The 13,001-nt window shown below is 60.7% G+C and carries 9 protein-coding genes and 1 pseudogene; 3 read left to right on the forward strand and 7 right to left on the reverse strand.

Features of this window, described 5'->3' with window-relative positions:
• Nucleotides 1–2: 2 nt before the first annotated feature.
• From MOP44_RS17315 to MOP44_RS17325, 3 genes are all read right to left on the reverse strand, one after another.
• A complete protein-coding gene (locus MOP44_RS17315; RefSeq protein ID WP_260791504.1) occupies nucleotides 3–1,052 on the reverse strand; it encodes a LacI family DNA-binding transcriptional regulator in 1,050 nt (349 codons plus the stop codon).
• A 79-nt stretch (nucleotides 1,053–1,131) separates the two neighbouring features.
• Entirely contained in the window at nucleotides 1,132–2,571 is a 1,440-nt protein-coding gene (locus tag MOP44_RS17320; RefSeq protein WP_260791505.1) for a glycerate kinase type-2 family protein, read from the reverse strand.
• On the reverse strand, nucleotides 2,568–3,266 hold the full coding sequence (locus MOP44_RS17325) for an alpha/beta hydrolase (protein WP_260791506.1): 699 nt from the start codon (nucleotides 3,264–3,266) through the stop codon (nucleotides 2,568–2,570). Before MOP44_RS17325 ends, MOP44_RS17320 begins: the two co-directional genes overlap by 4 nt.
• A 90-nt stretch (nucleotides 3,267–3,356) precedes the next feature.
• Between MOP44_RS17325 and MOP44_RS17330 the strand changes: the two genes are divergently transcribed.
• Nucleotides 3,357–4,394 (forward strand): M20/M25/M40 family metallo-hydrolase, encoded by a 1,038-nt coding sequence (locus MOP44_RS17330; RefSeq protein ID WP_260791507.1) that lies wholly within the window; start codon nucleotides 3,357–3,359, stop codon nucleotides 4,392–4,394.
• 69 nt (nucleotides 4,395–4,463) lie between these two features.
• On the opposite strand, the gene MOP44_RS17335 is transcribed toward MOP44_RS17330, so the two are convergent.
• Both MOP44_RS17335 and MOP44_RS17340 read right to left on the reverse strand, forming a co-directional pair.
• Complete coding sequence (locus tag MOP44_RS17335; protein ID WP_260791508.1) at nucleotides 4,464–7,220, reverse strand: ABC transporter permease; 2,757 nt, start codon at nucleotides 7,218–7,220, stop codon at nucleotides 4,464–4,466.
• Nucleotides 7,217–7,564, reverse strand: coding sequence for a PadR family transcriptional regulator (locus tag MOP44_RS17340; RefSeq protein WP_260791509.1), 348 nt, complete (start codon nucleotides 7,562–7,564; stop codon nucleotides 7,217–7,219). Before MOP44_RS17340 ends, MOP44_RS17335 begins: the two co-directional genes overlap by 4 nt.
• Before the next feature lie 179 nt (nucleotides 7,565–7,743).
• Here MOP44_RS17340 and MOP44_RS17345 point away from each other — a divergent pair, with 179 nt between their 5' ends.
• Nucleotides 7,744–8,775, forward strand: coding sequence for an acetylserotonin O-methyltransferase (locus tag MOP44_RS17345; protein WP_260791510.1), 1,032 nt, complete (start codon nucleotides 7,744–7,746; stop codon nucleotides 8,773–8,775).
• Between the two features lie 611 nt (nucleotides 8,776–9,386).
• A pseudogene (locus MOP44_RS28120) lies at nucleotides 9,387–9,434 on the forward strand (SEC-C metal-binding domain-containing protein); the annotation flags it as partial.
• A gap of 102 nt (nucleotides 9,435–9,536) precedes the next feature.
• Here MOP44_RS28120 and MOP44_RS17350 read toward each other — a convergent pair.
• Both MOP44_RS17350 and MOP44_RS17355 read right to left on the reverse strand, forming a co-directional pair.
• The gene (locus MOP44_RS17350) at nucleotides 9,537–11,756 is read right to left on the reverse strand and encodes a bifunctional rhamnulose-1-phosphate aldolase/short-chain dehydrogenase (protein WP_260791511.1); all 2,220 of its coding nucleotides are present in this window, start codon (nucleotides 11,754–11,756) and stop codon (nucleotides 9,537–9,539) included.
• A 39-nt stretch (nucleotides 11,757–11,795) separates the two neighbouring features.
• Nucleotides 11,796–12,992 carry a TIM barrel protein gene (locus MOP44_RS17355; RefSeq protein ID WP_260791512.1) on the reverse strand — a complete coding sequence of 399 codons (1,197 nt, stop codon included), beginning with the start codon at nucleotides 12,990–12,992 and terminating at the stop codon, nucleotides 11,796–11,798.
• Nucleotides 12,993–13,001: the final 9 nt, after the last annotated feature.

A 13,001-nucleotide genomic window follows, 5' to 3' on the forward strand; every position in this document is an offset into this window, starting at 1 on the left:
AACTAAACCCATCCTGGCGGGGCGGTCGACTCCCGAATTACCAGGCTCGTCGAGACCAGAAACTCGCGTTGTATCTGTGCTGCGGGTGCAGCTTCTGCCTGCTGACGCAAAGCATCGAAGGAAGCCCTTGCCAAGTCGGTGCGGGACAGCCGGATAGTGGTCAGCGGCGGCAGCGTGAATTCGCAGAAGTCGATGTCGTCCAGTCCAACTACAGACAGGTCCTGCGGTACGCGCAGGCCTTTCATGTAGCCGGCGCGCAGCACGCCGATGGCGGTCATATCGTTCGAGCAGATGACCGCCGTGGGACGCGTACCCAGCGTCTGTAATTTCTCAAAACCAGCAACGCCGCCACGCAGAGTGTGATCGCAGACAATTACGGAAGCTGGATCTACCGGCAACCCCGCTTCCTGCATCGCATTGCGAAAGTCGTTCTCGCGCGTGATTGCCGAGTGTAGTGTGTGAGGTCCGGCAAGAAAAGCGATCTTTCGGTGCCCGAGGCCAACCAGGTGCCTGACCGCTGCCTTGAAGCCGGTTGAGTAGTCCAGCAGGATCGTACTGCTCTTCGGGTCATCCAACTTGAATTCGGCCAGCACCAGCGGGACGTTATGGTGCGCCAGCTGATCAAGCACGGGCTCTTCCTCGCCGAAGGTCAGCACTGCAACGCCTTCCACCTTGCGCTCGAGCATGCGTCGCACGCAGGTTGTCAGGATGGCTGGATCACTGTTTGATGAACTGACAAGGATTTCGTAGCCGTTGGCCACCGCCACTTCTTCGAAGCTCTGGATCAGCTCAGGGAAGAACGGGTTCGTGATGTTTTCCACGATGATGCCGAAGAGCCGGCTGCGCCCGGAGACAAGGCTCCGCGCATGGGTGTTGGGGAAGTAGTTCAACTGCTCAATGGCCTGCCAAACGCGCTTGCTCAGGCGGTCGCTTACAGCCGGCGAACCGTTGATTGTGCGCGACACCGTGGCGATTGACACTTTGGCCAATGCGGCGACGGTGCGGATATCCGCCGCTTTGGCGACGGTCTTGCGGGTTCCTTTCCGGGGCACGCAATCATCCTAAAGCACTTGCGCGCACAGACAAAGGAATCTTTCTCTAGAACCCGTTTTCAGGTCGGATTTCCCAGGCTCAGCCCGAGATCAGCAACCGCAGATCGCGCAGGTTGTGGCCCGTCGGTCCGGTCACAACCGAATCGCCCAGGGCCGTGAACAGCGGGCACGCGTTGAACTCCGCCAGTGATCGCGCCGGGTCAAACCCGAAAGCCTCGGCGCGCGCAATCGTCGTCGGGTCGGAAATGGCGCCCGCAGATTGCGTGTTGCCGTCGATACCGTCGGTGCCAGCGCTCAGCACTGTCATCGCCTCGCCCGGGTGCTTCGCCAACTCCAGTGCGCAGGCCAGCGCGAACTGTTGATTGCGGCCGCCTGCACCCGGCGTGCGATTCAGTGTCACCGTCACCTCTCCCGCGGATACGAGGCAGAGCCGCTGATGCGCAGAGCGGAGAGTGTGGAACTGCTCCAGGAGATAGCGGGCCGCATCGGCATAGTCCCAGTCGTCGCAGCTATTGTCGACCGCCACGAAGTAGCCGGCTCTCTGGGCAACGGCTCGAGCATTCTCAACCAGGTCGTGGCTCGAGAGCAGAATCTCGAAGACAGAGTCGCGAAATGCGTCGTCCTCGTCTTTCATGGTTGCGGCGGCCGTGATCCGCCGCGCCAGCACCGCTTCTGCGATCTTCGGAAGCAGCGGACGCTGCTTCTTGTTTCCCGGCGACTCCGGCATGTCTTCGCGCTCGAAGAATTGGCGTACCTGGGCCGGAAACTTTTCGTTCAACTCGTACTTCGCGATGATGGCGCGTACATCCTCGACCGTGCTGTGGTCCGGCGACGTCGGTCCCGAGGACAATGCGTCCAGCGAACGCAGCGGCACGTCGGGCAGCAGCAGTGACACCTTCAGTGCTTCTGGCGCTGCCATCGCCAGCCGACCACCTTTCACCTGCGAGAAGTGCTTACGCAGTGTGTTGATCTGGTCGATCGGTGCGCCCGACGCCAGCAGCGCCTGGTGGAAGGCGCGTGTGTCCTCCAGGGTGATCGCTGGATCAATCGGCAGGTCAAACAGCGCCGACCCGCCGCCAGAGATGAGGAAGAAGACCAGCGTATCCTTCTTCGCTTTCTTCAGCATTGCCAATGCGGCCCGTGCGGCGGCGAACGAGTCCTCGTTCGGCAGAGGGTGCCCGCCCTCGAAGTACCGAAATCGCCAGTTGCGTCTTTTCGGCAGGACGCTTGAGCAGCAGATGCCCCGCAGTCCCTTTCTCCGCTTCATGCGTTCCAGCAGCACCTCCACCATCGGCCCAGCCGCCTTGCCCAGCGCGATTACGAATACGCGCTTGTAATGCGAGAGGTCGATCGTATCCGGGCCGCTGCCGTCCGGCATCAGGCGATGCAGTACGTTACCTTCGAATCGCAACCGTCGGTCGAAAGCCGATTCGATGCTGCACGCCGCCAGCGCACCGGTGAAAATTTCTGTTGCCGTTGCGTGCAGGTTCTCGAGAGCCGCGTCGCTCACCGGGGTCATAGCGCTTGCTCCTTCAACCAACCGGCCAGGGAGCTCTGCATCAACGCCAGGTGGCCGGTAAAGAAATGATCGGCGCCGGGAACAAGCACCAGTTTTCGCGGTTCAGATGCGGCGGCAATCAGGGTCTCGAGCTCGTCACGCGGAGCGTATTGATCCTGGTCGCCGCTGAGGAACAGCTTGGGTAGATGAAGATGTTTCAGAAATGAATAGCGGTAGGTTCTTCCGGCGGCATGCGTGGGCAGGCCGAGAGCTGCCACAGCTCGCACGGGAGTTCCCGTCTCCGTGCAGGCCTTGAGGGCCATGGCGGCGCCGAAGCTGAACCCAGCGACGATAATCGGCAGCGCGTACTCGTTTTCAAGCCAGTTAAGCGCTGCTAGCACATCATTCCACTCGTCCTTGCCGTCGTGTTCGCCCTCACTCAGCCCGGTCCCGCGGAAGTTGAATCGAAGCACCGGCCAGCGCAGGCCCCACTCAGGCGCGTTCAGTACCTTCATGGCGTGGTAGACAACCTTATTGTGAAGGGTGCCGCCGCCTTTAGGATGCGGATGGCAGACGAGGGCGGCGAAGGGTGCATCGGGTTGGCCCTCGTTGACCACCGCTTCGAGGCGACCTTCCGGGCCCGTGAGGTCAATGCTGCGCAATCGCGCTGTCGCTGCCTTGCGGCCGGCCTTCACGGATGCGCCTAGGCTGGTCATTCACCTTCGATTGTACGCTCGAAAGCGTTTTCATCTGCGAGCGCGGGGCTGACTGCTTCGGCCGAGCTGGTGGGATATTCTGGCATCATCATGTCCCAGAATGCTCCGATCGACCCTATCCGGTTGACCCATCAACTTGTTGACATTGAATCCACTACGTACGGTGAGGGTCGGTGCGGCGATTTTCTGGCGGACTACCTTGCCGGTCGCGGTTGGGAAGTGGAGAAGATGGAGGTTCCGCCTCCGACGGATTGCGCTCCCTGCGGCCCGCGCTGGAATGTATACGCTGGTCCGGCCGGCCAGTCGCCGGACCTAGTTTTTTCGACGCACATCGATACCGTTCCGCCGTACATTCCTTTTAGTGAGGACGAGGAATTCCTCTATGGACGCGGTGTTTGCGATGCGAAGGGCATCATGGCGGCGCAGGTCGCTGCCGCCGAAGCGCTCAGGGCGGACAGCTATCGGATCGGGTTGCTCTTTGTGTCCGGCGAAGAGCGCGACTCCGCAGGAGCCAAAGTAGCCAACGAGCGCCCTAAAGGCAGCCGGTTCCTCATTAATGGGGAGCCGACGGATAATCGCCTGGCGATCGCTTCGAAGGGTGCTCTGCGTTCGATCCTTCGCGCTTCCGGAACTATGGCGCATTCGGCGTACCCGGAGTTGGGCGACTCTGCGATTCACAAACTGATTGAAGTGCTCGGGCGCCTGCTAAAGCTCGATCTGCCGGTCACAGAAGACGTCGGTCCGACGACAGTGAACGTGGGCCTCGTCAACGGCGGCCGCGCTCCGAACGTCATTGCAGATAAGGCGGAAGCCCAGGTTCTGACTAGGCTTGTGGGTGACGGTGCTCCTGTTCGTCAGGCCATCCTCGAAGCGTCTGAAGGACTCGCGGACGTTGATTTCACACTGGAGATTCCGTTTGTCCGGTTGCGCGCCGTGCCAGGTTTGCCGACCATGATCGCCAAGTTCACGACGGACATTCCATGGTTGAGCAACTGGGGCGAGCCGCTGCTGCTTGGTCCTGGATCCATCCACGTGGCGCATACTCCGTACGAGAAGATCGCCAAGCGCGAACTGGTTGAGGCGGTCGACCTTTACGCGAAGGTGGCGAAGCAGCTCCTGGCCGGCTAATCGCACTCAGTCTGCCTACCACGTCAGCTACTCGAAGAGGGGCGAAGCAATCGGGCGCAATGAAGGCGCCTATTCAGCCCGCAGCGCCCTCGCCGGCTCAATCGATGCCGCTCGCCTTGCGGGGATCAATCCTGCCAGCAAAGCCGCGGCTATCAACATCAGTACCGCTCCCGTCAGCACTCCCGGGTCGACACCCTTGATCTCGTACAGTTGCGACTCGATACCGCGTACGCACAGCATGGCCACTCCCAGCCCGATCCCGAGTCCGATCAGCGCCTGCACCAGAGCTCCACGCACAACCATCGCCGTGACCGTGGCGCGGCGCGCACCTAGCGCCATTCGTATGCCGATCTCCGAAGTCCTCCGCGCCACTGCGTAAGCTGTCACGCCGTAGAGGCCCAGCGTGGACAACAGCAGTGCCAGTCCGCCAAACAGCATGGTCAGCCGCGACAGCATCCGCGCCTGGCTGAACCGCTCTGCAATCTGCGCGTCGAAACTCTGGAACTTCACCACACTCAGGTTGGGGTTGATGCTCGCCAGCGTCCGCCGCGCCAGGGTTTCCATGTCATCTACAGGCCGGCTGGTCTTCAGCACGATTGCGCCTGCGTACATGTTCTCGTCCTTGTCGATCGGATAATCAGCGCTCTTCTCCCGCTGCATCAATGGAACGAAATACATCATGTGGTCCTTGAATGTAGCGCTCTCGTAGGCCGTGTCTTCCACCACTCCCACAATTTCCCAGTCTGCGGCCGTCTTCGGGCTTCCCCCAAAGTGCTGTCCTATCGGGTTCTCCCCCGGCTTGAAAAGCCGCCGCACAAACTCCTTGTTCACTACAGCAATCCCTGTCGAGTTCGCCGTATCCTGTGCCGTGATCCCGCGCCCCATCACCACCCTCGTTCCCACCGAATCGAAATACTCCGCATTCGCCTTGACGTACGAGGCAATGAGATTCGGATCAGGCTTTCCCTGCACCACGACGTTCCACCCGTTGTTGTTGTCCTCCATCGGCGTGTAGCTGCTTATCCCCACCTTTTCCACGCCCGGTAATGCGTGGAACCGCTCCTCGATCGTGCGGTAGAGGTCTCCCACCTCGTGCTGGACGTAGCCCGCAGACTGCGGATTGATGTGAACAATGTACCGGTTCACTGGATCGAGTTTCAGGTCGATGTGCTCCAGCTTGTTCAGGCTCTTCGCGAACAGCCCGGCCCCCACCAACAGCACCAGAGATAGTGCCGCCTGAAGCACGACCAATGTCCGCTGCAGCACCGTCGCGCCTCCGGCAATCGTGCGCGCGCCCCGCAGCGCATCCGCTGGCTCTGACTTCGATGCAATCCATGCCGGAGCCACTCCAAACAAAACCCCGGTCACCAACGACAGACCGCATGCAAACGCCAGCACCGCGGTGGAGGGATCAGCGCTGATCGGGTCATTCACCGATCCGGGAAACGCCATCGCCAGCAGCATGCTCGTTCCGGCATACGCCACCGCGAGGCCTGCCAATCCGCCTGCGCCTGCCAGCAGCACGCTCTCCGTCAGCAATTGCCGCACAATCCGCCCGCGCCGCGCGCCCAGGGCGGCCCGCACATTCATCTCCGCCTTGCGCGCCATACCGCGCACCAGCAGCAGGTTCGCCAAGTTCGCGCAAGCAATCAGCAGCAGCAACCCTGAGGCCGCCATGAGCAGGCGCAATTGCCGGTCATTTTGCTCCTGCATGGCCTGGATGCCTGCCCCTCCCGGCGTGAGCACAACATGCTGGTTCTTCAGTTTCAGCTTGCCTTCTTCCGATCTGTAGCGCGGCGTTGTCGCCAGCTGCTGCTGCAGCAGCGTGTTCACCTTCTGCTGTAGCTGAGCCCGGCTCACGCCCGGCCTAACACGCCCAACCATGTAAAGCCATTGAGCTTCCGTCCCGTGCACATAGGTCACATTGGCAATCGGAACCATCGTCTCAATCGGAAAATAAAACTCCGGTGGCGCGTTCCACAGCCTGTCTCCGTAAAACCCCCTCGGCGCAATCCCCACGACTGTCACAGGATGCGTATTCACGCGGATCGTGCCGCCCACAATCGACGCATCGCCGTGAAACCGCGTCTTCCACGTCTCATAGCTCATCACCGCGGCCAGCGGCGCGCCTGCCACGTCGTCGCTATCAACCAAGGTCCGCCCCGCCACCGCGGCAACGCCAAACGTATTGAAGTAATTCCCGGAAACAAACTCGCCCATCACGGAACGCGGCGGATCCTCCGATCCTTCGCGCCGCACCACCACTTGCCGATACGTCCACCCCGCCTGAATGCCTGCCAAGTCCTCGAACTCGGGGAGGTTCTTGCGAAGATACTCATAGGTGTTGGTCGAAAACAGCGAGTGCTCTCCGCTGTCGTGTGACCCCATGCCCACGCAGCAATCGTTGGAGTTGCCCAGACGCAGTAGTGTCTTGGGATCGGCCACCGGCAGGTTCTTCAGCAGCAGCGCATGGATCAGCGAGAAGATCGAAGCGTTCGCGCCGATTCCGAGCGCTAACGTGAGAATCGCGACGACGGTAAACGCCGGAGATTTGCGCAGCATGCGGATGGCATATGTGCAGTCCTGGAGAATCGTTTCGACGAGTGGAAGGCCCTTTTCAGAGGAATAGCCTTCGCGGACTGCCTCCACCGATCCAAACTGCAGCACCGCCTTGCGGCGTGCTTCTTCCGGCTTCATTCCGGCGCGGATGTTTGCCTCTGTCTCCAGCGCGAGGTGTTCCTGGATCTCCTCGCGCAGTCGTCCCGCGCCGTTGCGACGGGCTACGAAATTCGATATCCGTTTCCAGAATCGCCTTAAGAATTTCATTGGAGCTCCTCCGCCCGGGCCGAAAGAAACCGCGCCATGATTTCGGTCGTCTGCTGCCAATCCTGTACTTCGCTCTGCAACTGGCGCTTGCCGGCCGTTGTCAGCCGGTAGTAGCGCGCGCGGCGGTTGTTTTCTGACGCTCCCCAGTCCGAGTCGATCGAGCCTTCCTGCTCGAGCTTCAAAAGCACGGGGTAAAGCGTGCCCTGGTTTACCGCCAGCAGAGCTCCACTGATCTGTTCGATCCGGCGCGCAATCCCATATCCGTGCAACGGGCCCAGGACCTCCAGCGTCTTCAGCACCATCAGGGCCAGCGTTCCCTGTTTTACGTCAGTTTTCTTCATCACTCATCCGACCTTTTGGTTTCCAAAATGAAGATTCTCACATCTCCTTTTGGAAAGCAACAGGGCAGCAGCATGTATCTGGTAGCTAGAAATTTCAGGCGACAGGCGGATTTCGGGTCTGCTATGCTGCTTCGCGCAATAGATCGACTCACCTAAACAACTTCCCTTCGAGGTCAAATCACATGTCAACTACCGTTGCTCCGTCGCCCGCGGACGTTCAAGTCACGCCCGAACGCCTCATGCAGTTTGCCTGGGCCTATTCCGTACCGCTGGTGCTTGAGGCCGCCATTCGGCACCGTGTTTTCGACGTGCTCGACGGCGGCGCGATGAACCTCGACGCGCTTGTGCAAGCCACGGGTGCATCTCGGCGCGGGCTGGCCGCCATTTGCAACGTGCTCGTCGGGCTCAACTTCCTCAGCAAGGACACGAGCGAGGCGTTCTCGCTCACTCCCGAAAGCTCGGCGTTCCTGGTTTCCACGAAGCCTAGCTTCATGGGCGGAATCATCCGGCACACCAGTGAGCAGCTTCTGCCCAACTGGCTGAAGCTCAATGACGTGGTCGCAACGGGCAAGCCGATGCGCGCTGTGAACCAGGAACAGGATGGCGGCGAGTTCTTCCATGAGTTCGTTCTGGACATCTTCCCGATGAGCTACCCACCGGCGAAGGCGCTGGCGACGCACATGGATCACGCGTCGGCCGGTGCTGTTTCGGTGCTGGATTTGGCTGCTGGTTCCGGCGTGTGGGGAATCGCGCAGGCGCAGAGCGGTCCGGCGGTCCGGGTCACCGCAGTTGACTGGCCTGAAGTCATCGATGTGACGAAGAAGACGGTTGCGCGGTTCGGTCTGAGCGATCGCTATACCTTCGTTGAGGGTGACCTTGCCAGCGCTGATTTTGGCAGCGGGCACAATCTCGCGACCCTGGGGCATATTCTGCACAGCGAAGGCGAAGCACGGAGTCAGGCGCTAATCGAGAAGGTCTTCAACGCGCTTGCGCCGGGCGGCACGATCGCTATTCAGGAGTTTCTGGTGAATGCCGATCGCACTGGGCCGCTCAATGGCTTGATCTTTGCAGTGAACATGCTGGTGAACACCGATGAGGGAGACACGTTCTCGTTTGAGGAGATCAGCGGGTGGCTCATCGAGGCGGGATTTGTGGATCCGCGGATGCTGGCTGCGCCGGGGCCTTCGCCGCTGATTCTGGCGACCAAGCCGTAGGTTATTGACGAAGGGATCGAGCGCGCCCGCCGGTCTGACTGGCGGGACACGGCCAGTTTTGGGGTATTTACTGATAAGTACAAAGGCGCATTGTATGTTGCAACGACTTGTTTTGCGCCTATGGGATTTGGTAGGTCGATAAGTATAGTTGCTTGTTTTGCTTAACCCGGTTTTTGGCGAATATATGGAGAAGTAAAAACAGGGGGAGGGGTAGCTAATTTTCTAGTAACTGCAGTGCCTGATTGGTTACTCCCCTCATGCTGTCGTTTTCCGGGCTGGATGCTGGCCCAGTCTGCGCTTTTTGAGCCCGAAAGTCGGTAGACACACAAATCCCCACGCCTCCCAAGATAGAAAGGCGAGCTTTCGGTGTATGTGATGGCGGTCACGAGTGTTGCGGGAACGGTTGTCCGCCTATTCAGGATCGGGTAGAATGAGTCTCGGCTTCGCTTCTTCCGTGGTGTGACGGGCAATCCACCAGCGAAGGAGAAGGGCCATGACAAGCGAATTCCTTTACGAAACCAGCAGCAAGCGCCGCAAGGGCTATCCATCCGAGACGCGCGTAAAGCGCGGCTTTCCGCATCGTCCACGGCGATAAGGAACTGATCGAAAAGCTGGGGCGCAACGATCCGTGTCCCTGCGGTTCAGGACGCAGATTTCAGACGGTGCTGCATGCGATCCGGTCACTACGACGGTGCACAGCGGAATCACTACAACAGATAAAGGCCGGCGATTGCCGGCCTTTCTGTTTGCGCGGCTCTGAACTAGCGCAGGAACGCTTCCGGCAGACCGCCATCGACTGGAATGAGGTGGCCTGTTGTGCAGCGGGTCTTGGGGCTGGCGAGGAACACGATGGCCTCCGCGCAGTCGCCCGGCTCGATGGGCTGATGCGTGAGCGTCCGCTGTGCATAGAAATTCGCCAGCAACCCGCGCAGCTGCTCGTCGTCCATCGACTCGTCAAACGCGATCCCGTACTTGGTGAGGGAGGCACGAACGCGATCCCGAGGGAACATCGTCGATCCTTTGACGACCGTTGCGGGGCTCACTCCGTTGACGCGCACCTTGGGCGCCATGCCGACGGCAAGCTCGCGCACCAAGTGCGAGATCGCGGCCTTGCTCACATCGTAGGCTTCGCTGCCGCGCTTGGGCACAACCGCATTCGCGGAGCTTGTGAGCACCACGGCTCCGTCGAGATCCTGCTCCTTGAACACCTTTCCCGCCTCTTCCGCGAGCAGGTAGTTCGCGGTCACGTTGATCTCGAGCGTGGTCCCCCACATGGCCTGATTGATCACGCCATCCGGAGAGGACGGGAACAGGGCGGCCGTGTTGATCAGGATGTCGACTCCGCCGAATGCGGCCACAGTTGCCTCGAGCGCCGCGCCAATGGTTTCGCGATTGCGAATGTCCACGGAAGTGGCGCGTACGAATTCCTTCGATGCGATGGCGGCAAGTTCGTCGGCGACCTTCTGGGCGCCAGCTTCGTCGCGATCGGCGACGACAACGTGGGCTCCACGCTGCGCCATCTTCAGCGCTACTTCACGTCCGATGCCGCTGCCACCGCCAACAACGAGAGCGATGCGTCGGCTGAGTTCCTTCTCGGGGGGCTGGCGACGGATCTTCGCCTCTTCCATCGCCCAGTACTCGATCTTGAACGCTTCGAGTGGAGGCAGGGCAACGTAGTTTGCGAACGTCTTGAAGGTCGCAGGATCCATACCTTCGCCGCACTGCGGGAGCACATCCTTGACTTCGCCTTCGGCAAGGAGGCTTGCGCCTTCCATCACGTGAATGGCGTTGGTGTAGAACTCGCCCACGATGCGCGCTTCAGTCTTGTTCTTGCCGAAGCTGAACATGCCGAGACCCTGAATGAGAACGACAGTCGGGCTGGTGTCGCGGAGCGCCGGCGAATCCGGTGTGGCGAACTGGTGATAGTAGTCGCGATAGAGCTGACGGTACTCGGCAAGACCTTCTTCAATGTGTTTCTTCAGCGCGCCCAGATCTTCATTCGCTGCCCACGGCACAAACAGGGGCCGAATCTTGGTGCGGATGAAGTGATCGGGACAGCTGGTACCGAGGAAGGCCAGGTCCTTTGCGTATCGCGAATTGACGAACTGGAGGACATCGGCGGAGTCGCTGAAGCTGGCGATCCAGCGATTCTGCGCGCTGACGCGGCCGCGCAGATAGGGAGCAATCGCGATGGCGAGCTTGGCGCGGTCTGCACGCGACTGCACCAGTTCGCCGCCAAAGCGCTCCGGTCCATTCTGCTCGCCATGGCGCGCAATGAACTGCCCAATCTGGTCGATGAGGGTGATGGTGTTGAGATAGCACTCGCGCTGCGTCTGTCCCCAGGTGAAGAGGCCATGGCCGCCGAGCACGATGCCATCGCAATCGGGGTTCTGCTCCACGGCGCGGCGCATCATGAGGCCGAGCTCGAAGCCGGGCCGCTGCCAGGGAACCCACACCAGCTTGTGTCCGAACTCGCGGTTGAACTCGTCCATCTTCTTTTTGCCATTGCCGGAGGCCGCGAGCGCAATGCCCCAGTCCGGGTGGAGATGGTCGACGTGGGGGAAGGGAAGGAAGCCGTGGAGCGGCGTGTCGATGGAGGCAGCAGTGGGGTTGTTGCGGAACGTGCACAGCGGGTACATGGCCACCATGTCGTCTTCGAGGTCCACCCCCTTGTAGCTGCGTTCGAGTGCGAGGAGCTTGTCGAGATAGAGCGTTGCGAATCCCGCGCGCTTAATGCTGCCGAGGTCGCCGCCCGAGCCTTTGACCCAGAGAACCTCGACAGGCGCGCCGGTCAGCGGATCGGTTTCAGTCACCTTCGAACTGGTGTTGCCGCCTGCGAAATTGGTGATGCGCAGGTCGGACCCAAGCAGGTTGGAGCGATAGCGCAGGAGTTCCGGCTCATCGAGACCGGATGCCACACGGTCATCCCAGCGGTCTTCGAGAAAATGCAAAGCAGGGGAAGCGATTGTCGGACTACTCATAACTCTCCTAAGTGGCTTGGTGCTGATTCAGATCTTGGTTTACGCGTAGCTTGCGACGCCGACTTGCCGGCTGCCGCGTTCGCGGGTGATGCGCTCCACATAACCGCTCTCGCGAAGTGCGGCAAGTGGATCGGCAGGAATTCCGCGCTTCTCACGCCACGTGGCGACCATGGGGCGTACATCGCGCCAGAAGGCGCCGCGGAATGTCTCCTCTGCGTTGACCAGTTCGCATGAGGTCTGCAGCGCGGCAAGCTCTTCACGATCGACGAGGGCGGCCTTCACCCACATCTCCTGCGCCGTCGCAACGGTCTGCACCATCGCTTCCAGCTTGCCCTTCAGGTTGTGGCTCTGGTCGATCATGAAGGCGACGTCCATTTGAAGGTCATCGGACTGCGCTGAGTGGATCTCGTGGAAGATGCGGAAGACCTGGTAGGGGTCGATTGAACCGAGCGTCAGATCGTCATCAGCGTAGCGCCGGTCGTTGAAGTGGAATCCGCCGAGCATGCCGGTGTGGAGGAGCCAGGCGACGATCTGCTCGATGTTCTGCCCCGCATAGTGATGGCCGGTATCGACAAGCACGCGGGCCTGCGGGCCGGCCTCGCGCGCGAGGTGCATGGCCATGCCCCAGTCGGCAATGTCGGTGTGATAGAAAGCGGGCTCGAAGGGCTTGTATTCGACAAGCAGCCGCTGCTCAGGAGCGAGGTGCGCGTGCGCAGTGCGCAGTGCGTCTTCCAGCCACTCGATGCGGTTGCGAATGCTCTGCGTGCCGGGGTAGTTGGATCCATCCGCGAGCCACAGGGACACATCGCGCGACCCAAGCTGCTGGCCGAGCTCAATGGACTTGACCATGTGCCCCAGGGCGCGGGCGCGCACTTCTGCCGATGGATTGCACAGCGATCCGTACTTGTACTCCTGGTCCTGGAAGAGGTTCGGATTGATGGAGCCGGAGCGCACACCATAGCGTTTTTCCAGCGCGCGGACGTTGGCGACGTCATGGGGGCTGCCGCTGGGAAGGTCCCATAAGACATGCAGGGCGAGGGTGGGCGTTGCGCCGGTGAGTCGGTTCACTTCGCCGGCGTCGGCGAACTTCTCCTCAATGGTAGAAGCTGCGGCGGCCTGCACAAACTTGCCGAAGCGCGTGCCGGTGTTCGCGAATCCCCATGAGGGAATCTCGATGCGAAAACTGTCGAGCGCTTTGACAGCGCGATCGAATGCAACCGACTCTGACAAACTCATCCTGCCCCC

It is taken from the genome of Occallatibacter riparius (assembly GCF_025264625.1).
Classification (GTDB): Bacteria; Acidobacteriota; Terriglobia; order Terriglobales; family Acidobacteriaceae; genus Telmatobacter; species Telmatobacter riparius.

Bases quoted from the DNA above. Each gene is read 5' to 3' on its own strand.
- MOP44_RS17320 (WP_260791505.1), bottom strand. From the start codon at position 2,571: ATGACCCCGGTGAGCGACGCGGCTCTCGAGAACCTGCACGCAACGGCA.
- MOP44_RS17325 (WP_260791506.1), bottom strand. From the start codon at position 3,266: ATGACCAGCCTAGGCGCATCCGTGAAGGCCGGCCGCAAGGCAGCGACA.
- MOP44_RS17330 (WP_260791507.1), top strand. From the start codon at position 3,357: ATGTCCCAGAATGCTCCGATCGACCCTATCCGGTTGACCCATCAACTT.
- MOP44_RS17335 (WP_260791508.1), bottom strand. From the start codon at position 7,220: ATGAAATTCTTAAGGCGATTCTGGAAACGGATATCGAATTTCGTAGCC.
- MOP44_RS17345 (WP_260791510.1), top strand. From the start codon at position 7,744: ATGTCAACTACCGTTGCTCCGTCGCCCGCGGACGTTCAAGTCACGCCC.
- MOP44_RS17350 (WP_260791511.1), bottom strand. From the start codon at position 11,756: ATGAGTAGTCCGACAATCGCTTCCCCTGCTTTGCATTTTCTCGAAGAC.
- MOP44_RS17355 (WP_260791512.1), bottom strand. From the start codon at position 12,992: ATGAGTTTGTCAGAGTCGGTTGCATTCGATCGCGCTGTCAAAGCGCTC.